At 39.4% G+C, this 26,711-nt stretch carries 27 protein-coding genes and 1 pseudogene; 16 read left to right on the top strand and 12 right to left on the bottom strand.

The genetic code is table 11. The annotated features are described in order from the left end of the window. Window positions 1-205 precede the first annotated feature (205 nt). Window positions 206-1,207, top strand: coding sequence for a pentapeptide repeat-containing protein (locus IQ236_RS23410; RefSeq protein ID WP_193871511.1), 1,002 nt, complete (start codon window positions 206-208; stop codon window positions 1,205-1,207). A 31-nt stretch (window positions 1,208-1,238) separates the two neighbouring features. Here the strand turns inward: IQ236_RS23410 and IQ236_RS23405 are convergent, their stop codons facing one another. The 4 genes from IQ236_RS23405 to IQ236_RS23390 all read right to left on the bottom strand — a co-directional run bounded on the left by IQ236_RS23405 (window position 1,239) and on the right by IQ236_RS23390 (window position 4,299). Continuing rightward, window positions 1,239-2,105, bottom strand: coding sequence for an SLC13 family permease (locus tag IQ236_RS23405; protein WP_193871510.1), 867 nt, complete (start codon window positions 2,103-2,105; stop codon window positions 1,239-1,241). Continuing rightward, window positions 2,060-2,914 (bottom strand): CPBP family intramembrane glutamic endopeptidase, encoded by an 855-nt coding sequence (locus IQ236_RS23400; RefSeq protein WP_265578703.1) that lies wholly within the window; start codon window positions 2,912-2,914, stop codon window positions 2,060-2,062. Before IQ236_RS23400 ends, IQ236_RS23405 begins: the two co-directional genes overlap by 46 nt. A 26-nt stretch (window positions 2,915-2,940) precedes the next feature. Beyond that, window positions 2,941-3,222, bottom strand: coding sequence for an ATP-dependent Clp protease adapter ClpS (gene clpS / locus IQ236_RS23395; protein ID WP_193871508.1), 282 nt, complete (start codon window positions 3,220-3,222; stop codon window positions 2,941-2,943). A 453-nt stretch (window positions 3,223-3,675) separates the two neighbouring features. Then, window positions 3,676-4,299, bottom strand: a complete 624-nt coding sequence (locus IQ236_RS23390; protein ID WP_228041818.1) for a hypothetical protein — start codon at window positions 4,297-4,299, stop codon at window positions 3,676-3,678. A gap of 186 nt (window positions 4,300-4,485) precedes the next feature. Here IQ236_RS23390 and queF point away from each other — a divergent pair, with 186 nt between their 5' ends. The 9 genes from queF to IQ236_RS23345 all read left to right on the top strand — a co-directional run bounded on the left by queF (window position 4,486) and on the right by IQ236_RS23345 (window position 11,988). Beyond that, on the top strand, window positions 4,486-4,920 hold the full coding sequence (queF, locus tag IQ236_RS23385; RefSeq protein ID WP_193871507.1) for a preQ(1) synthase: 435 nt from the start codon (window positions 4,486-4,488) through the stop codon (window positions 4,918-4,920). 146 nt (window positions 4,921-5,066) lie between these two features. Then, window positions 5,067-5,264: a 50S ribosomal protein L35 gene (gene rpmI / locus IQ236_RS23380; protein ID WP_072718598.1), complete on the top strand. Its 198-nt coding sequence runs from the start codon at window positions 5,067-5,069 to the stop codon at window positions 5,262-5,264. A 35-nt stretch (window positions 5,265-5,299) separates the two neighbouring features. After that, window positions 5,300-5,656, top strand: a complete 357-nt coding sequence (rplT, locus tag IQ236_RS23375; RefSeq protein WP_072718599.1) for a 50S ribosomal protein L20 — start codon at window positions 5,300-5,302, stop codon at window positions 5,654-5,656. A 130-nt stretch (window positions 5,657-5,786) separates the two neighbouring features. Beyond that, window positions 5,787-6,326, top strand: coding sequence for a tetratricopeptide repeat protein (locus IQ236_RS23370; RefSeq protein WP_190517134.1), 540 nt, complete (start codon window positions 5,787-5,789; stop codon window positions 6,324-6,326). Between the two features lie 257 nt (window positions 6,327-6,583). Beyond that, on the top strand, window positions 6,584-7,486 hold the full coding sequence (locus IQ236_RS23365) for a lipid kinase (protein ID WP_193871506.1): 903 nt from the start codon (window positions 6,584-6,586) through the stop codon (window positions 7,484-7,486). A gap of 289 nt (window positions 7,487-7,775) precedes the next feature. Next, entirely contained in the window at window positions 7,776-8,006 is a 231-nt protein-coding gene (locus tag IQ236_RS23360) for a hypothetical protein (protein WP_072718602.1), read from the top strand. A gap of 235 nt (window positions 8,007-8,241) precedes the next feature. Beyond that, window positions 8,242-9,333 carry an amino acid ABC transporter substrate-binding protein gene (locus IQ236_RS23355; RefSeq protein WP_193871505.1) on the top strand — a complete coding sequence of 364 codons (1,092 nt, stop codon included), beginning with the start codon at window positions 8,242-8,244 and terminating at the stop codon, window positions 9,331-9,333. 231 nt (window positions 9,334-9,564) lie between these two features. Next, on the top strand, window positions 9,565-10,728 hold the full coding sequence (locus IQ236_RS23350) for an amino acid ABC transporter permease (protein WP_193871504.1): 1,164 nt from the start codon (window positions 9,565-9,567) through the stop codon (window positions 10,726-10,728). A gap of 42 nt (window positions 10,729-10,770) precedes the next feature. After that, on the top strand, window positions 10,771-11,988 hold the full coding sequence (locus IQ236_RS23345; RefSeq protein ID WP_193871503.1) for an amino acid ABC transporter permease: 1,218 nt from the start codon (window positions 10,771-10,773) through the stop codon (window positions 11,986-11,988). 99 nt (window positions 11,989-12,087) lie between these two features. Here IQ236_RS23345 and IQ236_RS23340 read toward each other — a convergent pair whose 3' ends face one another. Beyond that, entirely contained in the window at window positions 12,088-12,459 is a 372-nt protein-coding gene (locus IQ236_RS23340; RefSeq protein WP_190517124.1) for a transcriptional regulator, read from the bottom strand. Continuing rightward, window positions 12,452-12,652, bottom strand: a pseudogene (locus IQ236_RS23335) (type II toxin-antitoxin system RelE/ParE family toxin); the annotation flags it as partial. The pseudogene IQ236_RS23335 and the gene IQ236_RS23340, both read right to left, overlap by 8 nt. Window positions 12,653-12,745: 93 nt before the next feature. On the opposite strand from IQ236_RS23335, the gene IQ236_RS23330 reads away from it, so the two are divergent. Beyond that, window positions 12,746-13,525, top strand: coding sequence for an amino acid ABC transporter ATP-binding protein (locus IQ236_RS23330; RefSeq protein ID WP_228041817.1), 780 nt, complete (start codon window positions 12,746-12,748; stop codon window positions 13,523-13,525). A 78-nt stretch (window positions 13,526-13,603) separates the two neighbouring features. On the opposite strand, the gene IQ236_RS23325 is transcribed toward IQ236_RS23330, so the two are convergent. After that, on the bottom strand, window positions 13,604-13,948 hold the full coding sequence (locus IQ236_RS23325; protein ID WP_193871502.1) for a hypothetical protein: 345 nt from the start codon (window positions 13,946-13,948) through the stop codon (window positions 13,604-13,606). A gap of 75 nt (window positions 13,949-14,023) precedes the next feature. After that, on the bottom strand, window positions 14,024-14,869 hold the full coding sequence (locus IQ236_RS23320) for a calcium-binding protein (protein ID WP_193871501.1): 846 nt from the start codon (window positions 14,867-14,869) through the stop codon (window positions 14,024-14,026). 133 nt (window positions 14,870-15,002) lie between these two features. On the opposite strand from IQ236_RS23320, the gene gor reads away from it, so the two are divergent. From gor to IQ236_RS23305, 3 genes are all read left to right on the top strand, one after another. After that, complete coding sequence (gene gor / locus IQ236_RS23315) at window positions 15,003-16,361, top strand: glutathione-disulfide reductase (RefSeq protein WP_193871500.1); 1,359 nt, start codon at window positions 15,003-15,005, stop codon at window positions 16,359-16,361. Between the two features lie 219 nt (window positions 16,362-16,580). Beyond that, window positions 16,581-17,285, top strand: coding sequence for a pentapeptide repeat-containing protein (locus IQ236_RS23310; RefSeq protein ID WP_193871499.1), 705 nt, complete (start codon window positions 16,581-16,583; stop codon window positions 17,283-17,285). Between the two features lie 389 nt (window positions 17,286-17,674). Beyond that, window positions 17,675-18,829, top strand: a complete 1,155-nt coding sequence (locus IQ236_RS23305) for a DNA cytosine methyltransferase (protein WP_193871498.1) — start codon at window positions 17,675-17,677, stop codon at window positions 18,827-18,829. Here the strand turns inward: IQ236_RS23305 and IQ236_RS23300 are convergent. The 3 genes from IQ236_RS23300 to IQ236_RS23290 form a co-directional block, all read right to left on the bottom strand. Then, the gene (locus IQ236_RS23300; protein WP_193871513.1) at window positions 18,798-19,364 is read right to left on the bottom strand and encodes a Uma2 family endonuclease; all 567 of its coding nucleotides are present in this window, start codon (window positions 19,362-19,364) and stop codon (window positions 18,798-18,800) included. The genes IQ236_RS23305 and IQ236_RS23300 overlap by 32 nt on opposite strands. Window positions 19,365-19,641: 277 nt before the next feature. Beyond that, window positions 19,642-21,036, bottom strand: coding sequence for a DUF1800 domain-containing protein (locus tag IQ236_RS23295; protein WP_193871497.1), 1,395 nt, complete (start codon window positions 21,034-21,036; stop codon window positions 19,642-19,644). 131 nt (window positions 21,037-21,167) lie between these two features. After that, window positions 21,168-22,820: a CHAT domain-containing protein gene (locus IQ236_RS23290; RefSeq protein ID WP_193871496.1), complete on the bottom strand. Its 1,653-nt coding sequence runs from the start codon at window positions 22,818-22,820 to the stop codon at window positions 21,168-21,170. Between the two features lie 322 nt (window positions 22,821-23,142). Between IQ236_RS23290 and glgX the strand changes: the two genes are divergently transcribed. Next, window positions 23,143-25,212 (top strand): glycogen debranching protein GlgX, encoded by a 2,070-nt coding sequence (gene glgX / locus IQ236_RS23285; protein ID WP_193871512.1) that lies wholly within the window; start codon window positions 23,143-23,145, stop codon window positions 25,210-25,212. Window positions 25,213-25,262: 50 nt separating this feature from the next. On the opposite strand, the gene IQ236_RS23280 is transcribed toward glgX, so the two are convergent. After that, entirely contained in the window at window positions 25,263-25,928 is a 666-nt protein-coding gene (locus tag IQ236_RS23280; protein ID WP_193871495.1) for a glutathione S-transferase family protein, read from the bottom strand. Window positions 25,929-26,127: 199 nt separating this feature from the next. Between IQ236_RS23280 and IQ236_RS23275 the strand changes: the two genes are divergently transcribed. Continuing rightward, window positions 26,128-26,711 (top strand): hypothetical protein (locus IQ236_RS23275; RefSeq protein ID WP_193871494.1); only part of this gene is annotated, 584 nt, incomplete at its 3' end.

The following is a 26,711-nucleotide window of genomic DNA, read 5'->3' as shown; positions in this document are numbered from 1 at the left end:
TTATATTGGGCGGATTGCGGTTCGTTCAAGTGGGAGTTTTAATATCAATACAAAACCAGGACTAATTCAAGGAATTAGTCACAAATATTGCACAATGATTCACAAAAAGGATGGTTACTTGTATGCAACATAAACCCTACCCTCTGTTTCCTCTCACCACTGACCTGATTACAGGTTCAGTGGGAGTCTCCACAGAGGAGGAAAGATGAAAAGCAATGAAATCGTTGAACGCTATCTTCGCGGAGAACGAGATTTTAGAGGGTTAGATTTAACGGCGGAAAATTTAATTGGAGTGACCCTCAATCAAGCTAATTTATCTACTTCACGTTTAAAAGATGCTTCTCTGGCGAGAGCTTATTTAGAACGTTGTTTTTTAATGGATGTTAACTTAAATGGAGCGTTTTTATATGGAACCAATTTAAGTTTTTCAAAATTAAAAGGCAGCTATTTAATTGAAGCTGATTTAACCAAAGCTAACTTACAAGGAGCGCAATTAAATGGAGTCGATTTAACCAATGCGAAACTGAGTGGAGCTATCCTATTATCGGTTAATTTATTTCGGGCGAATTTAACAGGGGTCAATTTATGTGGGGCAAATCTCAACGGAATTAACCTGCGGTCTGCTAATTTAGAAAGAGCCAATTTAAACTGGACAAATTTAAGTGGTGCGAGATTAAGTGGGGCTAATTTAAAAGGAGCGCAGTTAAATAATGTTAAACTCAATGGCGCGTTTCTAAATGGCTTGCAATTAGAAGGCGTTGATTTTAGTGGGTTAGACCTGAATGAGGCTAAAATGAGTGGCGCAAAATTGGCGGGTGCTAACTTAATGGGAACCGCATTACACGCTGCTCAAATGCGATTTTCTAATTTAGAGGGCGCGAATTTACAAGAAGTCGATTTACATGAAAGCATTTTAAAAGGCGGACAATTCGTTTCCGTTAATTTAATGAAAGGCGACTTACGGGATGCTGATTTGAGAAATGCTGATTTGAGTCATGCAAATCTCAATTTAGCTGATTTATCCGGTGCAGACTTAACCAATGCTAATCTTCAAGGCGCTTATTTGTGGGGGGCTAATTTAGAGGGGACTTGTTTAAAAGGGGCAAATTTAACAGGGGCAAGTTTGCGAAATGCTAAACTCAATGGGGCTGATTTACAAGATACCATTTTATGCGGTGCAACCCTGCCCAATGGTCGAATGTATTAACTCTTTAGCCCTATTTTGATGCGGAATAAACCTACAAAGCTACTGTTAATTCAATCCAAAAATAGGCGATTAAAAGCGTTATTAAAGTAACAGGAACACCAAACTTTAAATGGTCTATAAATGTAATTTTATAACGCAATTTAGCAGCAGATTCTACTATAATTAAATTCGCAACGGAACCCAATAACGTTAGATTTCCGGCTAAGGTAGATGCTGCTGCTAATATTAACCAAGATTTCGTATCCTGGGGGTTAATTAAAGGCTGCATCATTAACACCGCCGGAACATTAGAAATTAAATTAGAAAGAATTACTGTTACTCCTAACAGTCCGGCGGTAGTTTCCGCAAAGGGTGTAAAAATTTGTAGCAGATTTAAGCGTTCGGTGGCGGCGGTGAGAATAAATAAACCCGAAAACATCACTAATAAATCCCAATCCACTTGTTTTAAGATTTTTTCGGGTTTAATGCGACGAGTCATCAATAATAAAGCGGCGGCCGTTAATGCCGAAATTCCTAATGGATATCCCGCTATAAAAGCAACAAATAATCCACTGGTAATCACAACGGTTTTGATTAATAAAGGTCTAACCATTTTCACCCGAATTCGGGCAGGAATCACAAGGGGTTTTAAGGAACGAACATCAGGATAAAATAACCACAATAAGGCAATTTGTACCATTAACCCCAAAATCGCAACGGGAGTTAAGACTTGGGCAAATTCTAAAAAGGGAATTTGGGAAAAAGAACCGATTAAAATATTCTGAGGATTCCCGTTAATTGTTGCTACAGAACCAATATTAGTCGCCGCTCCTAAAGCAAGTAAATAAGGAATAGGATTAAGGCAATTTCCGATCAGGACGATTTGTTCCAGATAAAAATTGCGATCGCACCCAAACAAAACAACCCCATCACCCCAGCTAACGGATTTTGATCAATTCCGGTAATCGCCTCAGAAACCGTATCCGAATAATCAATCAGTTGCCCCACATTAATCATATAATATCCCCAAACTAACCCCCCATGCAACCCCATCGGCAAACCCAACCAACCAGACGGACTTAACGTTAAACGAGGGGAAGAAGCGGGAAACCAAGCTAGTTTAGAGATCACTAAAATTGATCCTAATAAGACTAACCCTGGAAATTGTAAGGCTGTTCTTTGAATTTCGGATAGAGGTTTAATAAAATGTAACCCTGCAAAAATTAAACTATTGATTCCTAACGCAATTTTCGGGGAATAATCTCGGTTTAATTCATCCAGTAACCATCCTCTAAAAAATAATTCTTCCGCAAACCCCACCCCAAAAGCGACTAAAAACCCTTCTAAACTAATTCTGAAAAAATCAGCGTTTGGAGATTGCCATTTCACCCAACCGAATAGAGATTCGATTAAGAATAATCCCATTAAACTGATTAATCCTAATCCTAATCCTTGGAAATAATTCTGATAATTTTTAGAATTAAAAACTAACCCATAACGAGTTAGGGGGTGAGATTCACGATAAATTAATTTTGCCCAAAAGTGAATTAAAATCAGAAACTCGACATAGAGAAAAATCAATGTAATAATACTAACAAAATTGCGATCGCTCACCCATAAATAAAAAGGTGCTGCCAAGGGGAGCCAAAGCAACACCAACATGAGGAGAAAAATAACAATTCTCAGAAAAGCAGGATAGTTTCTTAAAAATTCAAAATCGTATTTCAAACCTATTGTCCTATCATTGAGGAAGTTTATTCATCGGGTTCAATGGTGCTGATGAGTCCATGAGTTTTTAAGGTTTCACAGTAAAATTCTGCGTGTTCTTGAGCGCAAGTAATCACCAACGCTAGACCATTGGTATGGGCTTCCATCATAATACTCACCGCCTGGGGTTGAGTCAAACTCGGAACGGTTTTCATCAACACCTGAACGACATACTCCATCGAATTAAAATCATCATTATGCAGCAAAACCCGATAACGGGGTGCAATTTTTCTAACGGTCTCATTCTTTTGTACTGTCTGAACAGACACGGCTTTTTCTCCTTTTTGAACAAATGGAAAGGGTTTAGGATTAGTAAAATCAATAAATTATTAGACTCTATACAGTTTAATGAATCCTTGCGGGAGCGACAAGGTGGTTGAGAGTTGACCGTTAACCCGACATCTCAGACGGGACACGATAACATATTAGAAGCCCCCCCAGGGCTGTTTCATTTTCTCGGAAAATTTATATGACCTAATCCCCCAGACCCTTCCCTGCAAGGGAAGGGGGAGTAATTAATATTTTTAAATCTAACTTTTTATTTAAGAGTAACAAAAATCCTCCCCTCTCCATGGGGTCGAGGGGCTGGGGGAGTGTGTCAAACGAGATTAGATTTATTGAAACCGAGGAAGTCTACAAATTAGATTAAACTAATTCTGTCCGCAGAAACGAGAGTGTCAATAATTCACAAAATCATCTTTGAGCAGCAATTCCTGAGCAATCTAACGCTGTTGGTTTAACAAAGGACGAACAATCCAATACCCAGCACCAAAAGCAACGACAACAATCACCACAATCGACACAATTAACCAAAATCCACTCAGTTCAGAACGCTGAGATTTTGACAGGGGGCGTAACCGAGCCTCCGGTTGTTCTGTAAAAAAGGGTTCCGCGACTTCTGGTATTAAAGGTTGTTGTTGTTGAGGAGCCTGGGGAAAGGGAAAATTCGGTTCAGGAGCTTGGGGTTGGGAGGTAACACCAGGGGCGATATCCAGAAACGGAGAAGTCGCAGCCGTCCCAGAACCACTCACTGGGGATGAAACGTCCAAATTGAAAGAATTAGCTCCTGGAGGTGTAAAGGAAGATTTTTTTCCTTGACCTACATTTTGAGCTTTATTAATCGCTTGGTGCAACTGAATTGCGGCTTGAACCACGTTTTCCAGTTCTTGACGAAGCTGGTGATTTTGTTGCGTTAGCTGGTGATTTTGGGTTTTGAGGGCTTCTAATTGAGATTGAACTGTTTGTAACTCAGCCGTGACTTCTCGATAGATAGAAATCGGAATAGATGGAGAGTAGTTACTCGATGTCACTGACGGATTAGGGCTGGAGGTGTCAGCATTTTGCATAGGGCGGGTGATCAAGGGTGAACATCAATTGGGAACTGATAAAATTAACCTGGTGGGTCAGGTTAGTTTGTTATGTTTCAGGATAACTGTCATTAGAACGCTTTGAACCAATTTCTTTAAGAAATTTCAGAAAAACTTCCGTTCTATTCACTAAACTTTAAAGAGTCCCTGTTGAATCTCAATTTCATGAGCCACTCTTACACTGAAACTCCAGAATCTCCCGCTACCAGTCCAGAAGCATTAAAGTATGGTGAACGGGAAATTGCCCAAGGACAATTGATTACCTTCCCGAATCCCAGAATTGGCCGTCGCTATGAGGTTCAAATTACCTTACCCGAATTTACCTGCAAATGTCCCTTTTCCGGTTATCCCGATTTTGCCACAATTTATTTAACCTACGTTCCTAACGAACGAGTTGTGGAATTAAAATCTATTAAACTCTATATCAATAGTTACCGCGATCGCTATATTTCCCACGAAGAATCGATTAATCAAATTTTAGATGACTTTGTAACTGCTGCTGACCCCCTAGAAGTCAGAATTAAAGGAGATTTTAACCCGCGCGGTAATGTTCATACCGTTGTTGAAGTCCAGCATCTGAGAGTCAACCCAGAATCCTAGTATAGCTGTTCCTGATTAGACCCCAGGGCCGTGAAATTCCTGTTCGTAATTCGTAATTCGTAATTCCCTGTTCCCTATTCCCTCCCCTTGTGGGAATTTCAACTCCCATGATATAATTGTAGGCTGTGTCGAATTTAGGCGAATCCATGCCCAAACTCAAAACTCGTAAATCCGCAGCCAGACGTTTTAGAGTCACCGGCAGTGGAAAAATTGTACGTCGTCGGGCTTATAAAAGCCATTTATTACAACATAAAAGCCCTGCTCGCAAACGCCATCTGTCTAATATGGCCTTAGTGAGTGAGACTCAAGAAGACAACGTGCGTTTGATGCTGCCCTATTTGTAAGCCTCTAAGCAAATTTTAATTAAAGGAAACGTAAAATGACCCGAGTTAAACGCGGTAATGTTGCTCGCAAACGCCGCCAAAAAATACTGAAACTTGCCAAAGGATTCCGGGGGTGTCAGTCTACCAACTTCCGCACCGCGAATCAGAGAGTGATGCAGGCGTTGAAAAATGCCTATCGAGATCGTCGGAACCGCAAACGGGACTTTAGACGGTTGTGGATTACTCGGATTAATGCAGCGGCTCGAATTAACGGCATCAGCTATAGTCAGTTAGTTGGCAATATGAAAAAAGCCAATATCTTAATCAATCGCAAAATGTTAGCACAACTGGCTGTTTTAGATCCTGAAACCTTTGGGAAAGTGGTTGATCTGGCCAAAAGCGGAGCAAAGTAGTTTTAATTTATTAAAACAGACTGTTAAACTCAAGAGACAGATTGCCAATTATCGGCTAAGGTGAAGGATCGATTGCATTTGATCCTTCTCCTTTGTGTTTCAAGTTAATTAAAATTTTACAGTTTTAATCATGGATACTAATCTTCCCATTGCCTATTTATTACTTTTAGTGGTGTTACTTTCCGGCGCTATTGTTTTCCTGATTCGTCAAATTCTGAAAACTCGTCGTACAGAAATCACCCTGTTTGATCTGCAAACTAAATTAGCAAAAGAACCGGGAACTGCACAAGAATACTATCAATTAGGAAGTATTTATAACGATAAAAAACTCTATTCCCAAGCCGTAACCCAATTACAAAAAGCCTTAAAAGTTGGGGAAGAGGAAGATCCCCAAAATTTAGCCATGATTTATAATGCTTTAGGATATGCTCATCTAGCTAAAGAACAATATGATATTGCCATTCGCCAATATAAAGAAGCCTTAAAATTAAATCCCATTTATCCGACTGCTTGTAATAATTTGGGTTATGCGTATGAGAAGAAAAAGCTAACCAGCCAAGCCTTAGAAACTTATGAGCAAACCCTAAAAATTGATCCCAATAATCAAACCGCAAAACGTCGGGCTGAATCTCTACGCAAACGGGTTGGTATTCCCACAGAAGTCGCTTAATCCGTGATCAGTGATCAGTGATCAGTTATCAATTGACAGCTTTTAGTCAAATCGAGAAAACTATTAGAATAGGATTGAGAAATCTTTAGGTTTGGGTTCCTTCGGCAGTAATCACTCATCAGTAAAAGGGTTAGCTATTCACTATTACAGCCATCATGAAGATTTTAACCCCATTGATGATTGTTCTAACTGCCAACTGCCAACTGATAACTGATAACTGATAACTGATAACTGATAACTGATAACTGATAACTGTTATGGCAAATTTTCCCCAACCTGCCCATCCGAAAACGGCTTTACTTTTGATCAATCCCCATGCGCGCAAAACCCAAAAGAATTTATCGCAAGTGGTTTATCAACTTCAAGCCTTGGATTTTGATATTATTCAAGAGTCCCCTGAACATCCGCAAGAGTTTACCTCAACCATTCAACGATATAAAGATCAAGTGGATTTTGTGATTGTCGGGGGGGGAGATGGAACCCTGAATGCGGCGGTGGATGGGTTGGTAGAAACGGGTTTACCCCTAGCAATAGTCCCTTTAGGTACGGCCAATGACTTAGCCCGTACCCTAGGAATTGCCGCCTCTGTGACCGAAGCCTGTCAAATTATTGCCTGTGGACATCAACAAAAGATTGATTTAGGCTGGGTGAATGGTAAACACTTCTTTAATGTGGCCAGTTTAGGATTGAGTGTGAAGATTACTCGTAAACTGACCAAAAAATCTAAAAAGCACTGGGGAGCCTTAGCCTATGTCTGGGCTGCAATTCAAGCTACGCTAACGGCTCGACCTTTTCGTGCTTTAATTGAAGTAGATAGTCAAATACAACGGGTCAAAACCTTACAAATTGCCGTTGGGAATGGCAAATATTATGGAGGAGGAATGTCCATTGTCCATGATGCCACGATTGATGATCAACGTTTAGACCTTTACAGTTTAGAAATCAAACATTGGTGGCAAATTCCTTGGGTGTGGTTAACCCTGAGAACCGGAAGACATCGGGAAGAATTAGGAGTCAGAACCCTGTCTGGTTCAGACTTTCAAATTTATACCAGTAAACCCTACCCCATTAACACCGATGGGGAAATTACCACCTGGACGCCCGCTCATTTTCGAGTCATCCCCCAAGCTTTAACCGTTTTGGTTCCCCAACCGAAGTAAAAATGGCAGGGGATACCCGGTAATAATACTGAATAGACAACAAAATTTTCAAATCTTAACTTTACAATCAACCATTTGTCAAGATTTAATTCACTAGATTAAGAGAGTTGTAATTGTTGTGACATCTTGTGTTTTTTTCCGTCAAATTTGAGTAAACTCGGTTATTCTTGAAATTTAAAGAAAGTATTAAGCCTCCTGATGACGGAGAAAGACTACTTTCTGGCTCACGCAGAATAACAGCGTTTTTTTCTGTATAAAAACCGACAAAACTGCATCCATCGGAGGTTTTATGACTCCTACAATGCTTCGTCAACTTTGGTCACTGGTCGAAAAGACCCAAGCATCCACTCTGGTTACTCTTGATGATGCGAGTCTTGTCCAGTGTTTACTGAAACAGTTCAATAAAGAAGCTTCTATCAACGGAAACGAAGCTGATCTCTTAACGGATTACATTTGCTCTCGCATTTCTTTGATTCGGGATATGGCGGAAGCACGCTTATCTGGAGAGGCTTCAGCTTAAAATCCATTTGTTCTATATTTGTCGGTTCGAGGAAATTTAAGGTCATCTGATGAGTTGGAGGAAAACCGTGATGATCTTAACCCTCTACCCGATTTAATTTTGCTCAAAAAATTGCAGGGAAAATTCCCACATTAAGGTAAGCTTAAAGCGTTTGAGGTAACTCCTGGGGAGCTCATAACCTCAACACCTTTAGAACGCTAAACTTGCCTAATCTATACACGAGCAATATAAAACTATGCACAAATGCGGCTCTTTGCTAGTAGCAACACTCTTGTTAGTGGCATCCCTAACAGCCTGTGAATCATCCAATACTACTAGCACGAATACAACTTCACCCGGGGGAAACTCAACATCTGCTAGTAATTCGGGAACGGGTCAAAGTCGCCTTGATATTGTCAAGCAACGTGGAAAGCTAATCTGTGGCGTCGATGGTAAAATTCCCGGATTTAGCTTTGTGAATGAAAGCGGCCAATATTCCGGTTTGGATGTGGATTTGTGTAAAGCAGTCGCCGCGGCTGTTTTAGGTGATCCTAATGCTGTTGAATTTCGCAATTTGGATTCTACAGAACGATTTGAAGCGTTAAAAGCGGGAGAAGTGGATATGCTCTCTCGCAATACCACCTGGACAATTAGCCGGGATACCTCCGTTGGCTTAGAATTTGCCCCGACAACCTTCTATGATGGTCAGGGGATGATGGTGCGTCAAGATAGTGGAATTACTAAATTAGAAGATTTTCAAGGAAAAGCGGTTTGTGTAGAAGCGGGAACCACAACGGAATTGAATTTAACCGATGCGATGCGTCAACGGGGTATCCAGTTTGAAACCGTTACCTTTCAACAAGCTGACCCCGCTTATGCTGCTTATGCTGAAGGTCGTTGTCAAGGAATGACGTCTGACAAATCTCAACTGGTCGCTCGTCGCAGTACCCTCCCTAATCCCAATGAACATCTTCTTCTGGATGTTACGATGTCTAAAGAACCGCTTGGCCCTCTAACAGTCAATAATGATTCTACTTGGTTTGATGTGGTTAAATGGACAACTTTTGCGTTATTTGAAGCAGAAGAATTAGGGGTGAACCAAACCAATGTTGATCAACTTAAAACCAGTGATAATCCTAATATTAAACGATTCTTGGGAACAGAAGGCGACCTAGGGAAAGGGATGGGATTAAGTAATGATTTTGCGGCTAATGCGATTAAAGCCGTTGGGAATTATGGTGAAGTGTATGAACGCAACCTCGGTGAAGGTTCACAATTTAAGCTTCCCCGTGGACAAAATGCCCTGTGGACAAATGGCGGTTTAATGTATTCTCCGCCTTTCCGTTAAAATCAGTTATCAGTCAACAGTTATCAGTTATCAGTGCAAGAGTTAAGAAGCAGTTACAGTTGTTTTCAACGCCTAAAAATCTTAATTTTATTTCTTTCACTGATTGCTGTTGACTGATAACTGATAACTGGTACAGACGCGCCATGGCGCGTCTCTACACTGATAACTGATAACTGATACAGACGCGCCATGGCGCGTCTCTACACTGATAACTGATAACTGATAACTGATATGACAACCAACGGAGATCAAAAAATCCCCCTTTGGCGAGATGACCGATTTTGGCGCATTGCCTTACAAATTTTAGTGATTGTGATTGTGGTTAGTGTATTCGCACTTTTAGGCGGAAACCTAACTCGAAATCTGAGACAAACTGGGAGTAATTTTGGCTTTGATTTTTTAAATACATCGGCGGGATTTAATATTCTCGATAGTTTAATTCCCTATACTCCCACTGATCCCTATAGCAGAGTTTTATTTGCGGGATTATTGAATTCTCTGCGGGTGATGTTTTTTGGAATTATCCTCACAACATTATTGGGAATTGCTGTTGGTATTGCCCGTTTTTCGGATAATTGGCTATTGCGTCAGTTATCATTAATTTATGTTGAAATTGTCCGCAATACTCCCCTTTTATTACAGTTAGTATTTTGGTATGGAATTTTTGTCCAATTTCCACTGATTCAAGAAAGTTTAAACATTTTTAATTCAATTTTCTTGTCTAAACAAGGAATTTTTCTACCTTGGCCATCAGGAATGCAAGGGATAATTGGATTAGGGATTTTAGTGATTTGTGCGATCGCGGCTTTCATTGTATCGAAAAGACGAACCAAAGTAATGGTAGAAAGAGGAGAATCTGGACAACCTCAATTGATTACTTTAGGTATTATTGGAATCATTGCCTTATTAACATTAACGGTAGGATTAAATTGGCAACGTCCAATGTTTAATCCTACCACCAATACCATTGAAGGAGGATTAAGACTCACCATTGAATTTACAACACTTCTAGTAAGTTTGGTCGTGTATACAGCCGCTTATATTGCTGAAATTGTGCGGGCGGGAATTCAATCTGTTCCTAAAGGTCAATGGGAAGCCGCCCGATCTTTAGGGTTAAAATCAGGTTTAGTCATGCAGTTAGTCGTATTTCCTCAAGCGTTACGGGTGATTATTCCACCGTTAAATAGTCAGTATTTAAACTTAGCAAAAAACTCTAGTTTAGCGGTCGCCGTTGCTTATGCGGATGTGTATAATGTTGCCAATACTACCTTTAATCAAACCGGAAGGGCGATTGAAGTGATGTTAATTATTATGGCAACCTATCTCACGATTAATCTATTTATTTCTTTAGGAATGAATCAATTAAACCGCAGTGTTCAATTACGAGAAAGATAAATTAAGGTTTCAACTGTCAACCCTCAACATTTATTCTTTACCATGACTTCTGTACCATCAACCCCATCTCAGCAACCGCCTCAGATCGCCGTATTAAGCGCCAAGGAATGGTTGCAAAAAAATCTATTTAATACGTGGTATAATACCCTGATTACCTTGGGAATTAGTGCCTTATTATTGTTCATGTTAACAAGGTTTATGTCCTGGGCATTTACAATTGCTAAATGGAGTGTAATTCCGGCTAATTTACCGTTGTTTTTTGTGGGGAGATTTCCCAGTGATCAATATTGGCGTTTATGGGTAATGTTAGGGATAATTTCTGTTCTTTCGGGTATTACCTGGGGATTTTTAGCCCGAAATTCAAGACTTTTATTTAGTAAAAATACCTTAGTTATTTTGGGATTTGTTGGAATTCTGGCAGTTATTACTCCAGTTCCCATTATTTTACGTTTCCTCCTGATAGGAATGCTATTATTATTAGTAGCAGGAGCTTGGGGCGGTAAAATCATAGGAAATACTTCCCCAAAGTTAGGTAAGTGGTTGCCTTTTTCCTGGTTTTTATTATTAATAATTTGTATTTGGTTTATTGGAGGTGGGATCGGATTAAAAGTTGTCCAAACCAACCTTTGGGGAGGACTGATGTTAACGTTATTGATGTCAATTGTTAGTATTTTATTGTCTTTTCCCATTGGGATATTATTAGCATTAGGACGACAAAGTAGTTTACCGATTATTCGTATTTTATCAACTATTTATATTGAAATTATTCGGGGATTACCCTTAATTACAATTCTATTTATGGGACAAGTGTTACTTCCATTATTCCTCCCCGAAGGAACACGACCCGACCGGATTTTACGCGCTATTATTGGATTAACGATGTTTAGTTCAGCTTATTTAGCTGAAAACATCCGAGGCGGGTTACAAGCCATTCCCAAAGGTCAAACAGAAGCTGCAAAAGCATTAGGATTAAATACACCTTTAGTCATCAGTTTAATTATCTTACCCCAAGCTTTAAAGGTTTCAATTCCCGCTATTGTAGGTCAGTTTATTAGTTTATTTCAAGATACAACGTTATTATCAATTGTAGGATTAGTAGAATTATTGGGGATGAGTCGATCTATTTTAGCAAATCCCAAGTTTCTCGGACGCTATTTAGAAGTTTACCTATTTATTGGAATTCTTTACTGGATATTTTGTTATGCGATGTCTGTTGCGAGTCAAAAATTAGAAAAACAGTTGAATACGGAACATAAATAGACTGTTTTTGTTTGGGTGTATAGAATTCGCAGCTATAAAAACAAAGTCCGCCTGCGCGGACTAAATGATAGCGTAGGTAATTCAACCACATTTGGTATTTTATCCTTCTTTTTTTGGGTTAGATAATAATTCTTGTAAAACGGGAGTTTCTGAGTCCGATTTACTGGGGTTTAGTTGGTATACATTGACAGATAATTTTAATCCTAAAGATTTTAGCCAAAACCCTAAACTATAAATTGCGTCCTGTCCTGTTTTTGATAATACTTCGTCCAACTGTGCTAAATGTTGTTTAGCTTCTTCTGGGGTCATAGTTTGCGGTGCTAATGCTTCAGAAACATCAGTTAAAACCAGTTTTAATAATTCCGGTTCTGGAGAAGTTTCTAGTAAACAAGTTTCGATGTAACCTGCTGCATAGGTTAGGTCTTGAAGTCGTGAGATCAGAAAGGGTTGGTATGGTAAACTGTTAAGCATTTTCTGATGTCCTGTAATCTTTCCAGTATTTTTGAGCTTGATCAATATCCTGTTTTTGGGTACTTTTATCACCCCCACACAGTAACAGTATAATCCTTACTCCTATTTGTCCAAAGTAAATGCGATAACCAGGGCCATAATCAATTTTTAATTCATAAACGCCCTCTCCTACAAAACGACAATCTCCTATGTTGAAAAGTAGCGATCGCTTCCGCTTTCAAGGAACAAACACCGTACAATAGAGGACAAACTTAACTGCTTGACCACTAACCCCCCATTTAAAGCCATGACACAAATACAACCCACTACCGACTCAGTTCAAGCTGCAACAGAAGATTATGCCATTCTGGCAACCGATGTGCATAAGTGGTATAGCAATAATTTTCATGTTCTCAGGGGGGTCAGCCTTTCCGTCAGACGGGGGGAAGTGGTTGTGATTATGGGGCCATCGGGTTCAGGAAAATCGACTTTTATTCGCACTTTTAATGCGTTAGAGGAATTTCAACAGGGAAGTATTATCATTGATGGAATTAATTTATCCCATGATTTGAAAAATATTGAAGAAATTCGGAAAGAAGTGGGAATGGTGTTTCAACAATTTAATTTATTTCCCCATTTAAGTATTTTACAAAATGTGACGTTAGCTCCGATTTGGGTGCGACGTTGGCCCCAAGCAAAAGCGGAAGCAGTGGCATTACAATTATTAGAACGGGTGGGAATTTTAGAACAAGCGAAAAAATATCCCGGTCAATTATCTGGGGGTCAACAACAACGGGTAGCTATTGCTAGAGCATTAGCAATGCAGCCTAAAATTATGTTATTTGATGAACCGACTTCTGCTTTAGACCCGGAAATGGTACGAGAAGTTTTAGACGTGATGCGAACCTTAGCTGACTCCGGGATGACGATGGTTTGTGTCACCCATGAAGTCGGATTTGCAAGAGAAGTAGCGGATCGAATTGTATTAATGGCGGATGGAATATTAGTAGAAGAAGGAACCCCAGAAGAATTTTTTAATAATCCTAAAGAAGAACGGACTCAAAAATTTCTGTCTCAAATTCTTTAAATGTAGGGAACAGGGAATAGGGAACAGGGAACAGGGAATAGGAAATGAGTTTGCTGTTCCCTGTTCAAGTTCAATGAACTATTGATTGGGTTGGGTATAGTTAGCCAGACAACTTGTAATAGCACCCTGAATCGCTGAATCTTGCATAATCTCTTGTTCTGTCAAAACTGCTAAAGACTTCAATTTTTCATCGGGAAGTTTGAGCAAATTTGTCAGTGTACAACGACAATACTGTTCACCTTTTGCTGGATCAAGACCCGATTGATTAATTCCTTGCAAACAGCCTTTCATGTATTCGCTACTAAAGGCTTGTGCTTCCTCATTCGTTAACGATAACGCCGGATGAACAGGAATGAAAAAAACAGCACCTATTACTAACACAATGAGATGCTGGAAACGACGTAAATAAAAAGAACTCAACATTGAGATGAATAATTTTAGAGGTGGATTGGACAATTGTTTTCAATTTTAGAAGTTTTTGCCGGAATTAGTAGATATTTATCCTTGTCCGAGAATATTATTCTCAACGGAGACAAACTGAAGTTGTGTCGGTGTAACCCCTTTAACTAACCCTAAAATATTTCCCGTATTGGCTATTGTAATCACCGTTACGGATGCTGTTTCAATTTGAAAATCCAGGGTTCTGATCTGGTCGGGCGGGAAGGGGCCACTACTCTGATAATCTCGCAGATCCCCATAGGTTAGAGTTTGTTGGGTTAAGACAATATCATTAACTGTTAACCCCCCCGTTAACCCAATCACATCCCCTTGGGCTGCATTGTAATCGAGAATATAGTCAGAAGTAATGGTGTCGAGATTTTCAATCCCACTACAACCGCAGTCTTCAGGCGGGGAAGTTGCGGTATTGGTACGCAAAACAAACACATCTGCACCTTCACCTCCCCAGAGACGGTCAACCCCCAAATCACCGATGAGGGTGTCATTTCCGGCTTCTCCGACTAACGCATCGTCTCCTTGACCCCCTCGCAGGAAATCATTCCCTTCATTTCCATAGAGATAATCATCCCCTAAATTACCGTTAAGTACGTCATTACCCGCACCGCCATACAGGATATCCAACTCTTGACCTCCCCGCAGGGTATCATTTCCCCCTTGGCCATCAAGAGTATCTTGACCTTGATTTCCGGCCATTTGTTCTGAGTCTATAGACCCTCGAACAGAATCATTTCCACCTAAAGCGGCTAACCCGTTAGGATATTTGGAGATAGCGACAGGATTAACCCCTAAGACCCCCGGTGCAATTTCAACGGTATCGGCATTTTCCGTTAATAAAAATAATCCCGATAACAGATCTGATGGGGTTAGGGGTTGGGAAATTACCATGATATTACTCGATAGAGAATTAATATGTATAGAATTCCCAACTCTCAAAGAAGTTCCAACAGAAGATTAAAATAGAGTTTAAAATTAATTCGATGGATTAACGTTGAACTTGTCATAAAGAGGCTATTGAATTATGAGTTATGATTATGATTTGTTTGTGATTGGTGCAGGTTCGGGTGGATTAGCTTCTTCAAAACGGGCGGCATCCTATGGGGCAAAAGTTGCGATCGCAGAACATGATTTAGTCGGTGGGACTTGTGTAATTCGCGGTTGTGTGCCTAAAAAATTGATGGTTTATGCGTCTCAATTTTCTGATATGTATCAATATGCTCAAGGTTATGGATGGGCGGTAGGGGCGAGGTCTCCTCGCCCTAAATTTAATTGGAATAAATTAATTACAGCCGTTGATACAGAAGTTAAACGCTTAAGTCAACTGCATATTAGTTTTTTGGAAAAAGCTGGAGTTGAATTAATTTCTGGCTATGCTAAATTTATTGATGCTCATACAATAGAAGTGGGCGAGAAAACTATCACAGCCGATAAAATTTTAATTGCGGTGGGTGGAGAAGCTGTTAAACCCAATATTCCCGGAATTGAACATAGTATTACCTCCCGTGAAATGTTTTTACTTGCTGAACAACCGAAACGGTTTGCAGTTTGGGGTGGGGGATATATTGGTGTTGAATTTGCTAATATTCTTAAAGGATTAGGCAGTGAAGTTACCCAAATTATTCGCCGAGATTTAATTTTACATGGCTTTGATGAGGATATTCGCAGCAATATTCAAGGGGGAATGGCGAGTCATGGGATTAATTTTATAACTCAAAAAGTGATTGAAAAAATAGAAAAAACCGAAGCCGGATTACAGTTGTTTTTTAAGGAGGATGACACAGAACCCTTAACGGTTGATGCCCTGCTTTGTGCGACAGGTCGTAAACCAAATTTAGCCGGATTAATGTTAGAAAATGCTGGAGTTGAAGTGAATGGGAAAGGAGCCATTCAAGTCAGTCTTGATAGTCGGACAAATCAACCTAATATTTTTGCAGTGGGAGATTGTACTGATCGGATGAATTTAACCCCCGTTGCGATCGCAGAAGGACGAGCATTTGCAGATACAGAATTCGGTCATCAACCTCGATTTATTACCCATGAAAATATTGCCACGGCTGTATTTTCTAACCCTGAAGCTGCAACGGTTGGATTAACAGAAACCCAAGCCCGGATAAAATTTGGCGATAATATTAAATGTTATACCGCTCGGTTTCGTCCGATGTTTCATAGTTTCACAGGCTCAGAGGAAAAAGTGTTTATAAAATTAGTGGTTGAAATTAATACGGATCGAGTTTTAGGGGCTCACATGGTGGGAAAAGATGCAGCAGAATTAATTCAAGGAATTGCGATCGCTGTTAGTATGGGAGCCACTAAAAAAGACTTTGATAACACAATGGGAATTCACCCCACCAGTGGCGAAGAATTCGTTACCCTCAGATAATCAGATAATCAGTTATCAGTTATCAGTTATCAGTTATCAGTTATCAGTTATCAGTTATCAGTTATCAGTTATCAGTCATCAGTGAGGAATGGGCAATAGTCAACAGTTTATTAAATCTTCCTAATGGTTGAAGTATTCAGCCGTTGAATTGGCTTATAATAGAAATCAGAAAACTATCAGGTGTAGGTTTTTGGGTGGCAGCTATTGGAGGATAAAAGTATGAAAATCCTATCCACAGCAATATTTGGAGCAGCCACAGTGCTTCTACTCGGTTTTGGAGTCACGACTCCAGCCTATTCACAAAACTCTCAGGATCTAAAACAATTATTAGAAACCCGGTTTTGTCAAGGGTGTGATTTGAGAGGAGCTAATTTAAGCGGCGCTCATTTAATTGGTGTTGATTTACGAGATGCTAATCTCGCAGGTGCAAATTTAGCCGATGCGAATTTAGAAGGTGCAGACTTAAAAGGTGCAAATCTTAAGGAAGCGAATTTAGAAGGTGCATTTTTAAATCAAGTTGAATTTAATGATGCTAACCTCAGTGGTGCTAATTTAACCCATGCAAATTTAGTTCAAGCTCAATTAGACGGTGCAAATCTTTTGAATGCAGATTTAACCGGATCTGAATTTGCAATTCCCACCCTACAAAGTGCTGAACTTCCGAGAGGTTTCGCCAATGATTTAGGAACACCTGAAATGAGTGCAGGGAATAATTCTCGGTTAACTTTCCCTGTAGGGGGGCCCGAATTGGATGAACCTTTTGAATATAGCCAAGAATATCTGGATCAAACAGTTAATCCTACTTTAAACCCATCACAACCCATTGATTCTGATCCTTTTTTACGCCAAACAACCACCTTTAATGATGGTATGAGAGGAGATGTGAATCCATCAGGAGCAGGGGTGTTAAAACTTGATTTTTAGCCTTCATTTATGAGCAGTATTTCTGTTCTCATTCAGCCAAAATTACTAATAACAGGGAAGAGAATTTTAATCATTTTCTTCCCTGTTTTAGCTTTAAGATTCAAATCCTAAAATTTTTACCTATCAAGCTTCTATATAGCGAGTCTAAAGGGATTGTACACTCATAATCTCATAATAATAAAGATTATTAATCCTAAAAAAAAGTATCAGGATGTCTTTGTTGGGGCGAGGCGCGCCTCGCCCCAACAACGAATTGAATTTTAAGTCTGATGTACAACTGATTTAGACTTGCTATATTAAAAGTAAAAATGTACAGAATAGTCTGGATATTTCCGATTCCCTATTATATTATAATGAATCTGATTACGGTATAAATTAATAGCAGACGGATGAAGAATTTTATCGATTTATTTTCTGGCGCAGGGGGAATGTCCTGTGGGTTAGAAAGGGTAGGAATGAACTGTTTATTAGGAATTGATTTTGATCAATCTTCCTTAAAAACCTTTCAAGCTAATCATCCCCATTCTCAAACAATTTTAGGAGATTTACGACAAATTACAACGGAATCAATTCAAGAAATAATTGGAAATCAAACCATCGATTTAATCTGCGGTGGGCCACCTTGTCAGGGATTTTCAACCATTGGAACAAATGATAAACAAGATCATCGCAATTTTTTGTTTTTTGAATTTTTGCGAATTGTAAAAGCGTTTAAACCTAATTTTATTATTCTGGAAAATGTTACAGGTTTATTAGCAAAACGCAATGACAGTACATTAGCATTAATGATTAACAGTTTTAATCAATTGGGTTATACTGTAGATGTTAAGGTTTTATCTGCTCATCATTATGGTGTTCCTCAAGCCAGACGACGAACAATTTTATTAGGAAATCGTTTCGGAGTTAATAACATTTATCCTGAAAAAAAATTCAAAGATTCTGAAAAAGATCCTGATTATTTACCTTTACCTCATACAGTTGAATGGGCTTTTAACACCTTATTAGAGTTTGAAGGTCAAACCTTTAACCATGATTTGAAAACGGCTGAAATTAAAAATGAATTAGAACGAAAAAGAATTCATTATATCCCTGAAGGCCAAGGAATTCGTTATGAACGAGATCAATTAGCCTATCTTCCGCCGCCCTTATGGTATGATATAGATTGGAAAAATATTCGAGAAGAACGATTTCGAGAAACAAAATTAAAGCGTTTAAATCGTTACTCCCATTCGGGTACAATTAATACGAGTAAAACGACTTATTATCATCCCACAGAAGATCGTTATCTGACTCCCAGAGAAGCAGCCGCGATTCAATCTTTCCCATCTAATTATATTTTTTATGGGACATTATCTCAACAATGGCGACAAATTGGAAATGCAGTCCCTCCGTTATTAGCAGCATCGGTAGGAGAGGCTATTTTAAAGTTAGATAAATTGAAAAATAATTTAGAAAAATGTTATTCTATATCGGACTTTAAAACGGTTCGTTCTTCTGCATTTAGTTATCGATTTAAGGAAACAACAACCGAACAACAGCACTAAATCCAGGTAATAACGGCGATGTAATTTCGTCTGTTTCTAATAAAGTTGCGACTTTAACTAATTGTGCTTGTTCTCGACGATAAATTTCCACTTGTTTCGTGAAATAATTAACAATCCAATATTCTTGAACTCCAGTAATAGAATAAAGTTTTAATTTAGCTTGTTTATCTCGCCGTTCATTTTGTTTTCCAGGGGATAAAACCTCAACAACTAACTCAGGTGCACCTGTTAAATGTCCGGCTTCATCTTCAATTTGTTCAAGTCGTTCATGAGTGACCCAAACGACATCAGGAATAACGCTATCAATATCAGAAAAAATTAAACCTGGAGCAAAAATGGTTACGCCTAAATTATTCGACTCTGACCAAGTATCAAGTAATGTAGAAATCTTAACGCAAGCCTGTTGATGGCGACGATGGGGAGAGCGAGTCATAAATAGTTCTCCATCGAGAATTTCATAACGTATCCAGTCATTTTCCGGTAGTCCCTCGACATCGTGAATTGTCCAGCGTACTTGTTCTAGGGTTTGACTCATCATGACCCCCTTTTTGGGTTTGATAATTGTAATTATAGTAAAAATGGGTTTGATAATTGTAATTATAGTAAAAATGGGTGCGTGCGTAATTATAGTAAAAATGGGTTTGATAATTGTAATTATAGTAAAAATGGGTTTGATAATTGTAATTATAGTAAAAATGGGTGCGTGCGTAATTATAGTAAAAATGGGTGCGTGCGTAATTATAGTAAAAATGGGTGCGTGCGTAATTATAGTAAAAATGGGTGCGTGCGTTAACACTTACGCACCCTACGGGTTAATACATCATGAATTCAGGACTTCCTAATATTAATGCACCTCTTAAATTAGGAGCGGTTTTTTCTAAAACAGAACGAGTTTGAGGTGAAAAATTATTCTCTAATGTGGAAGCTAAAAATTCGGCATCAATGGGTTTTCCATCGTCTAATAATCCTCTGGATAAAGGAACAGATAAACTACTCCGACGCACCATCGCATCAGGATTTAACCAAGCAGATTGAATGTTTTTATAACCATCAGGAGATGGACAACCATATAAAGGCATTCCTAATTGATTGAGGATACCATCGAGAGGTTCAAAATTGGTCACAGTTCCAACTACTCGCATAATAGAAACAATATATCGATAAGGAGTTTTAAATTTAGTTTGATAAATATTAGGCTTCCAAAATTCGTCACTTTTAAATAAAGTTTGCAGAACAGTTGTAATATTTCCATCACTATCTAAAAACGTTTGAGCTAGTTTTTTAACTAGAGACTCAGGAGGATTATCACTAACAAAATTTTGGGCTAATTTATAACTAATATGTTGAGCCGTAGAAGGATGTCGTGCTAGAATATTAAGAGCTTCTTCCCCTTCATTAATACCACTCCCTTTAATCGAATATCCTAAAAACACTTTATTACTAAAATCATGACGAGCTTCTTCAAAATAAAATCCGGCTTTGGTTGAGGTTTTTTCAATGGGTTGGAACAGTCCCCACCCGGTTAAAATCTTCGCTAACACAATAATATCGTTTTGAGTGTAACCTCCATTGACTCCTAAGGTATGTAACTCTAATAATTCACGAGCATAATTTTCATTTAAGCCTTGAAATTGCCCCTTTGCACCCGGACTTCCTGGTGCAGTATTTCGCCAATTATCTAAATAAACTAACATCGCTGGATGTTTAGCGGTAGCCCCTAATAATTGTCTAAATTTCCCTAAAGCATGGGGTCGAATAGCGTGTTGTTCATAAGAACTAAAAAACTGTCGGGTAAAGTTATCTTTTGCTGCAAATACATTAAAATGGTTATACCAAAACTCAACCATCACTTCTTCCAATTGACGCGGACTTGCAAAGGCTCTTAACAAACGTCCGCGTTTCGCTTGCTGCATAATTTTTTGATTAAAACTTTGCTTAATTTTGTTCATCGATTTGCTATCTAAACCTAGAGTTTTGGCTTGTTCTACGGTTTGTTTTTCTGCTAAAATCACCTCACCGGGTTGCCAAACTAATGTATTTAAAGGGTTCAATCTATCGTTTAAATCTGCTGGATAGGAAATTGTTTGGGGTTGAAGTTGAGTCTTAATATAAGTTTCAATCCCCATCTGTTGTATCTGTTGAAGTTGTCCAGGGGTAATTCCAAAACTGACGCGGTTTATTAAATGAAAAAGTTTAGGATCGCTCATAATAGTTAATTATTATTTAAACTAGATTTTGAAACCAAAACAAAACTTAAACCCTGATTAATTCGTAATTCGTAATTCGTAATTCGTAATTCGTAATTCGTAATTCGTAATTCGTAATTCGTAATTCCCTATTAAGCCTCAATAATAAACTCTAATATTTGACCTTGAGAACTGCCAAATTTTAACTGCATTCCTGATATTAATGGAATTTCTTGATGATGAATTCGTTGCCATTGTTGAGCATTAAAAACTAACGTTCCATAACGGGAAAAATCCCTTAAAAAATAATTCGGTTGTGTTTTTCCATCGGAGCTATGACGACAAAAAATTTCAGCGTGTTTGGAAGAAACCCACTGTTCAGAAACAATCACATCATTTCCTTCCCCCCGTCCCACCCGGACTAACCCGGTATCAACGGGCCAAGCTTGTACCGGGGTATTTCCCACCGAACTCATTAACCGTAACCACGCTCTCGGAATAACCCCAAACCCCGTTACCGCCGTATTTGGCATTTCTGTCTTAATTTGTTCTAACGGCTGCACTAACACCCCGTCAAATTCCGGGTGCATATACAATATTGGTAACGTCCAGGCGGGTTGATTGAATTTATATAAAGCTAACAATTGTTGACGGGCTACTGCAACAGCTTGATCTACCGGACGCCGTTCTCCTAACGCTCTGGCAAAGGCCTGAATAAAGCTTAACGCCTCTGCGTCAGTAATGGAGTCCCGCATTCCTAACACCGCCGGAACTCCATGATGGATTAAAACCTTTGCTAAACTACTACTGGGAATCGCTTGAAATAGGGAATTAGACGCAGTTGAGACGGGTTCTACCGCAGGTTGAGCACTCCAACAGGTATTAAACACCGCTAAAACAATGCCACATCGAACTAAGACCTGGGCGAGTTCTGTACCATTAACGGTGGTATCAGGACGCAAAAATAATAACCCGCCATCGGGAGCAGGAACACCATGTCCGGCATAAAATAAAACGTTATAGCGATCGGTTTCTAACTCGGCAATTAAGTCTTCAACAGTAGGTTGAATTAAGGTTTTGATGCCACAGGAAACATGGGGATCGATTTGATTTCCGTGAGGATCAAGACTACACTGTTCAAAGGCTTTGCTTAATGAGATCGCTTCTTCTTCTAGTTTTAGTTTTAACAGGCAAGATGCCTGTTCCACAACACCAGTGTCAATTTGATTTTCTCCTAAGATTAATAAAATATTCAACCCTTGGGCTGCTAACCGTTGAGGCAGAGGGTTAACATCAAAGGTGGTACGACTAAACCACAGATTTTGACTCAGGGAAATGGCAGGTTGACCAGCTTGGGGTTGCATTGTTTCCCAAGGAATGGGAATTAAATCAGCATCTCTTAAATCTAAACGAATTCGTAACGGTTGATCCTGTCCGATCGCAATGCCTTGACTTCGATGTAAACTAGCTTGAATTGACCCCTGAAATAACCATTGCCAGAGATTAATTCCCAATTGTTGCATTAAACGGGTACTATAACTCAATTGTCGCCCTGAATCAGAGGTGGCAATTAAGGCTAAATTGTTAGTGGGTGGAGAACACAGACGATTGGGAATACTATGGGGTGAGAATAGTTCTAGCCAAGCTTGCCAGGTTTGGGAAAGGGGCTCTGGCCAGCTACTATCGTGGTGAACATATCCATTCCAATCAGGAGATTGTACCACCCAAGTTGCAAAATGATTAGCAACGGAGGTACTCATTCCGGCGATGGCAATACTTAAGCAAGGAGTTTCTGACGGCGACATTCAACTTATAGCAAGGAATAGGGAACCCGGAAAAACCATTGATCCTTTAGGTTTTATCATCAATTTATGTTCTAACAGTTCTAGGGACTGCTATATCAGGCAGTTTTGTTGCAATAAACAGGGATTTTCTGCTAGTTTATCTTGTTTTCAGCACTTGCGATCAGTTGTCTAAGCAATGTACCCCAATTAACGGTAATCTAAGTTAACGTTACAACTTAGAAAGCAAAATTTCTGTTCCACAGAGAATTATTCTACAAGAAATGGGGTACAACAATTGAACTTAGCCATTGACAATACAGAAAACCAGCAAGGAGTTAAAGGCATGAATTTTGATGTCTTATCCGGTCAAAGTTTTCCTCTAGGAGCCACCGTTTATCCCAAGGGGGTGAATTTTTGCGTTTTTTCTAAAAATTGTCTTGCTATAGAATTATTATTGTTTGATAGCCCGGATGCGGCTGAACCCACTCATATTATTCCCTTTGATCCCAAACGAAATAAAACCTTTTATTATTGGCATATTTTTGTTACGGGGGTTAAACCTGGACAAATTTATGGCTATCGAGTTTATGGCTTATTTGAACCGGAGTTAGGATATCGATTTGACCCCGATAAACTGTTGTTAGATCCCTATGCAAAAGCCATTGTTAATACAGAAAATTATAGTCGAGTTGCTGCTTCGGTTCCTGGGAATAATTTTGCCCAAGCTTTAAAGGGTGTTGTGGTTGATAATAGCACCTATGATTGGGAAGGAGATAAACCTTTAGAATTACCTTACTCCCAAACGATTATTTATGAACTTCATGTCGGGGGTTTTACCCGCAATCCTAATTCAGGAATTTCTCCTGAAAAACGGGGAACCTATGCTGGATTAATTGAAAAAATACCTTATTTAAAAGATTTAGGAATTACAGCCGTTGAATTATTACCCATTCATCAATTTGATGAACAGGATGCCGTTCCTCCTCGTAATAATTATTGGGGATATAGTACCATTTCATTTTTTGCCCCCCATCGACAATATAGTTCTTGTCGGGATGCCTTTGGCCCCTTAGATGAATTTCGAGATATGGTGAAGGCACTGCATAAAGCTGGAATTGAAGTGATTTTAGATGTGGTTTATAACCATACGGCTGAAGGCAATGAAGACGGGCCGACGTTATCCTTTCGAGGATTGGATAACAGTATGTATTATATTTTAGAAAAAGAGAATCCGGCTTATTATAGTAATTATAGTGGCTGTGGCAATACGATTAAAGCCAATCATGAAATTTCAGGACAATTAATTATTGATAGCCTACGATATTGGGTTTCAGAAATGCACGTCGATGGATTTCGCTTTGATTTAGCTTCGATTTTATCACGAGATAAAGAAGGAAATCCCATTGATGATGCTCCGATTTTATGGATTATTAAATCTGACCCCGTATTAGCCGGAGCTAAATTAATTGTTGAAGCTTGGGATGCAGGGGGATTATATCAAGTTGGGTCTTTAGCAGGCGATCGCTTTGGAGAATGGAATGGGCAATTTAGAGATGATGTCCGCCGTTTTGTTAAAGGAGATGAAGAACAAGTTGAAAAGTTAGCCTATCGGATTATGGGGAGTCCTGATATTTATCCCCATCCTGATCGAGAAGTGCATTGTAGCGTTAATTTTGTCACCTGTCATGATGGCTTTACTTTAAATGATTTAGTGTGTTATAATGAAAAACATAATGAAGCTAATGGCGAAAAAAATAGAGACGGTTCCGACTGTAATTTTAGCTGGAATTGTGGCATTGAAGGGCCAACGGATGACTTATATATTCAAGCGTTACGCCTACAACAAATTAAAAACCTTTGGGTGATCTTATTACTGTCTCAAGGAACCCCAATGTTATTAATGGGGGATGAAGTTTGTCGCACGCAATTTGGGAATAATAACGCCTACTGTCAAGATAATGAATTAGGATGGTTTGATTGGAGCGATGTGGGCAAACATCCTGATGTTTTACGGTTTGTAAAGAGTTTAATTCGCTTTAAAAAAGAACTCCATCTGTTTCAATTAGATGATGTTTTAGAAGTGGATATTGAGAGCGATTTGCCTTATATTATGTGGCATGGAGTTCGCCTGGGAAAACCCGATTTAAACGAAAACTCTCGCAGTATTGCTTGTAGTTTATATCATCCCGAAAAAGGTGAATATCTACATATTATGTTAAATGCCTATTGGGAACCCTTAAAATTTCAAATTCCTCCTCTGTCTAAAAATGAACGTTGGCATCGTCTCGTTGACACCGCTTTAGTCGTTCCCAACGATATTAGTAGTTTAAGCGCGGCTCCTCCCATTTCGGTAAAATACTATCACGTTAGTCCTCGTTCTGCCGTTGTTTTAATGGCTCAATCGTTGAGATGAAGTATCCCATGCTGATCACGTCAAACGTGGGATACTGGTTACCGAAGAAACTAAAGTCCTGGGGGGAAAGGTTCTTGGCAAAGACTGTGAATTTCCTTGATCCGTTCAAATAGCCAAGGGTAATCCTCTCGATACTCTGGGATCAAGGCTAAGGGGCTCAGAAGTGCCGCAGCCGTTATATCAGCGATACTGATTTGATCCCCGACTAAATAAGGCTGATGTTTCCAAACGGCTAAGACTTCAAAGGCTGTTTGTAAGCGGGTTTTAGCTAGTTCAACCGTAGCCGAATTAATCTGATATTGCCAACGGACAACTTGAATGACCAATTGACTCGATAGGGAGGGATCAATAACTTTCCCGTCCCCAGCACGAAATTGATAATAAACAAATCGAGTCGCGGTTCCAATACTTTCATCTAACCAATCTTCTAATAGGGTGGCTTGGGTCTGTTGCTGAAGATCACTGAGAAATAAAGGAGGTTGAGGATAATGGTGTTCTAAATACTTAAAAATTCGAGTAGAATCTGCAATAGCCTGGGGTTGACCCTCTAATTGAGGCAATAAAACGGGAACCGTTGTCAGTCCCGTTAAAGGTTTTAGTTGGAGAGTATGAAGGCCAGGGGTGAGATTTTCCACTTGATAAGAAATCCCTTTGTAGCCCAAGGCTAAACGAGCCTTCCGACAGTAATGAGATGTACTAAACTGCAACAGGAGCATAAAAAAATAAAACTGATCAACGATTAATAGGGGAAACTGCAATTTAACAATATTTTGGGGTTTTTTCGTGATTAGATAGTTACTAAGTCAGTTTAAAAATAAAAGGTTAGAGGGTTCTGGTGGACATCATTCCTACCGAACCTGACCCCTGTTTCCATTGCCCCACACCGAAAGCTGAAGTCAAGGTAGGTAAAATTGTATGGCTGTAGCGTTTAAATCAACTTCTTCCCCTCAACGCAGACCTTCTCGTTCCGTTCATCTTCCTTCCACTCAAAATAAAGTTATTTCCTTTGATCAAGCTCGGAAAAAACGGGTTATAACACCCTTAACGAATTCTGTCCCTCTGGTTGAGCCTCTGTCTCCCCAACCCACGCCAACCGTAGTTAAAGTGCTGCCCAAGCCAAAGCCACAACCCTTATGGTTAAGCTCTATTATTGCCTTACAACGGGCCTCATCGGTGCTCACATCCTTGATTATTGGCTCAACGTTAACGGTTTATGGTTTAACGGTTTATGGCGAATCTAGTTGGACACAAGAATATCCCAGATTAGAACAATTGCGGGCTACCGAACAACAACTCCAAGCTGCTCAAGAAGTCTTAAAAAATGAAATAGCCATCCAAGCTGATCAACCGACAACAGGGCTTGTCGTTCCCCAACCCGGTGATATGATCTACGTTGAACCCGCAGCCCCCCGTCCCGAACTATCTCCCCCAGCTACTCCCCCCTCAGACCTTAAGCCTTCTGCTCACTCATTAACCAACAAACCTGTCTCTTCTACACA

Source organism: Planktothrix mougeotii LEGE 06226, assembly GCF_015207485.1.
Taxonomy (GTDB): Bacteria; Cyanobacteriota; Cyanobacteriia; order Cyanobacteriales; family Microcoleaceae; genus Planktothrix.
The sequence above is the reverse complement of the archived record's forward strand: the minus strand, read 5'-3'. Positions and strand labels throughout refer to the sequence as shown.

Bases quoted from the DNA above. Each gene is read 5' to 3' on its own strand.
- IQ236_RS23410 (WP_193871511.1), top strand. From the start codon at position 206: ATGAAAAGCAATGAAATCGTTGAACGCTATCTTCGCGGAGAACGAGAT.
- IQ236_RS23390 (WP_228041818.1), bottom strand. From the start codon at position 4,299: ATGCAAAATGCTGACACCTCCAGCCCTAATCCGTCAGTGACATCGAGT.
- queF (WP_193871507.1), top strand. From the start codon at position 4,486: ATGAGCCACTCTTACACTGAAACTCCAGAATCTCCCGCTACCAGTCCA.
- rpmI (WP_072718598.1), top strand. From the start codon at position 5,067: ATGCCCAAACTCAAAACTCGTAAATCCGCAGCCAGACGTTTTAGAGTC.
- rplT (WP_072718599.1), top strand. From the start codon at position 5,300: ATGACCCGAGTTAAACGCGGTAATGTTGCTCGCAAACGCCGCCAAAAA.
- IQ236_RS23370 (WP_190517134.1), top strand. From the start codon at position 5,787: ATGGATACTAATCTTCCCATTGCCTATTTATTACTTTTAGTGGTGTTA.
- IQ236_RS23365 (WP_193871506.1), top strand. From the start codon at position 6,584: ATGGCAAATTTTCCCCAACCTGCCCATCCGAAAACGGCTTTACTTTTG.
- IQ236_RS23360 (WP_072718602.1), top strand. From the start codon at position 7,776: ATGACTCCTACAATGCTTCGTCAACTTTGGTCACTGGTCGAAAAGACC.
- IQ236_RS23355 (WP_193871505.1), top strand. From the start codon at position 8,242: ATGCACAAATGCGGCTCTTTGCTAGTAGCAACACTCTTGTTAGTGGCA.
- IQ236_RS23350 (WP_193871504.1), top strand. From the start codon at position 9,565: ATGACAACCAACGGAGATCAAAAAATCCCCCTTTGGCGAGATGACCGA.
- IQ236_RS23345 (WP_193871503.1), top strand. From the start codon at position 10,771: ATGACTTCTGTACCATCAACCCCATCTCAGCAACCGCCTCAGATCGCC.
- IQ236_RS23340 (WP_190517124.1), bottom strand. From the start codon at position 12,459: ATGCTTAACAGTTTACCATACCAACCCTTTCTGATCTCACGACTTCAA.
- IQ236_RS23330 (WP_228041817.1), top strand. From the start codon at position 12,746: ATGACACAAATACAACCCACTACCGACTCAGTTCAAGCTGCAACAGAA.
- IQ236_RS23325 (WP_193871502.1), bottom strand. From the start codon at position 13,948: ATGTTGAGTTCTTTTTATTTACGTCGTTTCCAGCATCTCATTGTGTTA.
- IQ236_RS23320 (WP_193871501.1), bottom strand. From the start codon at position 14,869: ATGGTAATTTCCCAACCCCTAACCCCATCAGATCTGTTATCGGGATTA.
- gor (WP_193871500.1), top strand. From the start codon at position 15,003: ATGAGTTATGATTATGATTTGTTTGTGATTGGTGCAGGTTCGGGTGGA.
- IQ236_RS23310 (WP_193871499.1), top strand. From the start codon at position 16,581: ATGAAAATCCTATCCACAGCAATATTTGGAGCAGCCACAGTGCTTCTA.
- IQ236_RS23305 (WP_193871498.1), top strand. From the start codon at position 17,675: ATGAAGAATTTTATCGATTTATTTTCTGGCGCAGGGGGAATGTCCTGT.
- IQ236_RS23300 (WP_193871513.1), bottom strand. From the start codon at position 19,364: ATGAGTCAAACCCTAGAACAAGTACGCTGGACAATTCACGATGTCGAG.
- IQ236_RS23295 (WP_193871497.1), bottom strand. From the start codon at position 21,036: ATGAGCGATCCTAAACTTTTTCATTTAATAAACCGCGTCAGTTTTGGA.
- IQ236_RS23290 (WP_193871496.1), bottom strand. From the start codon at position 22,820: ATGTCGCCGTCAGAAACTCCTTGCTTAAGTATTGCCATCGCCGGAATG.
- glgX (WP_193871512.1), top strand. From the start codon at position 23,143: ATGAATTTTGATGTCTTATCCGGTCAAAGTTTTCCTCTAGGAGCCACC.
- IQ236_RS23280 (WP_193871495.1), bottom strand. From the start codon at position 25,928: ATGCTCCTGTTGCAGTTTAGTACATCTCATTACTGTCGGAAGGCTCGT.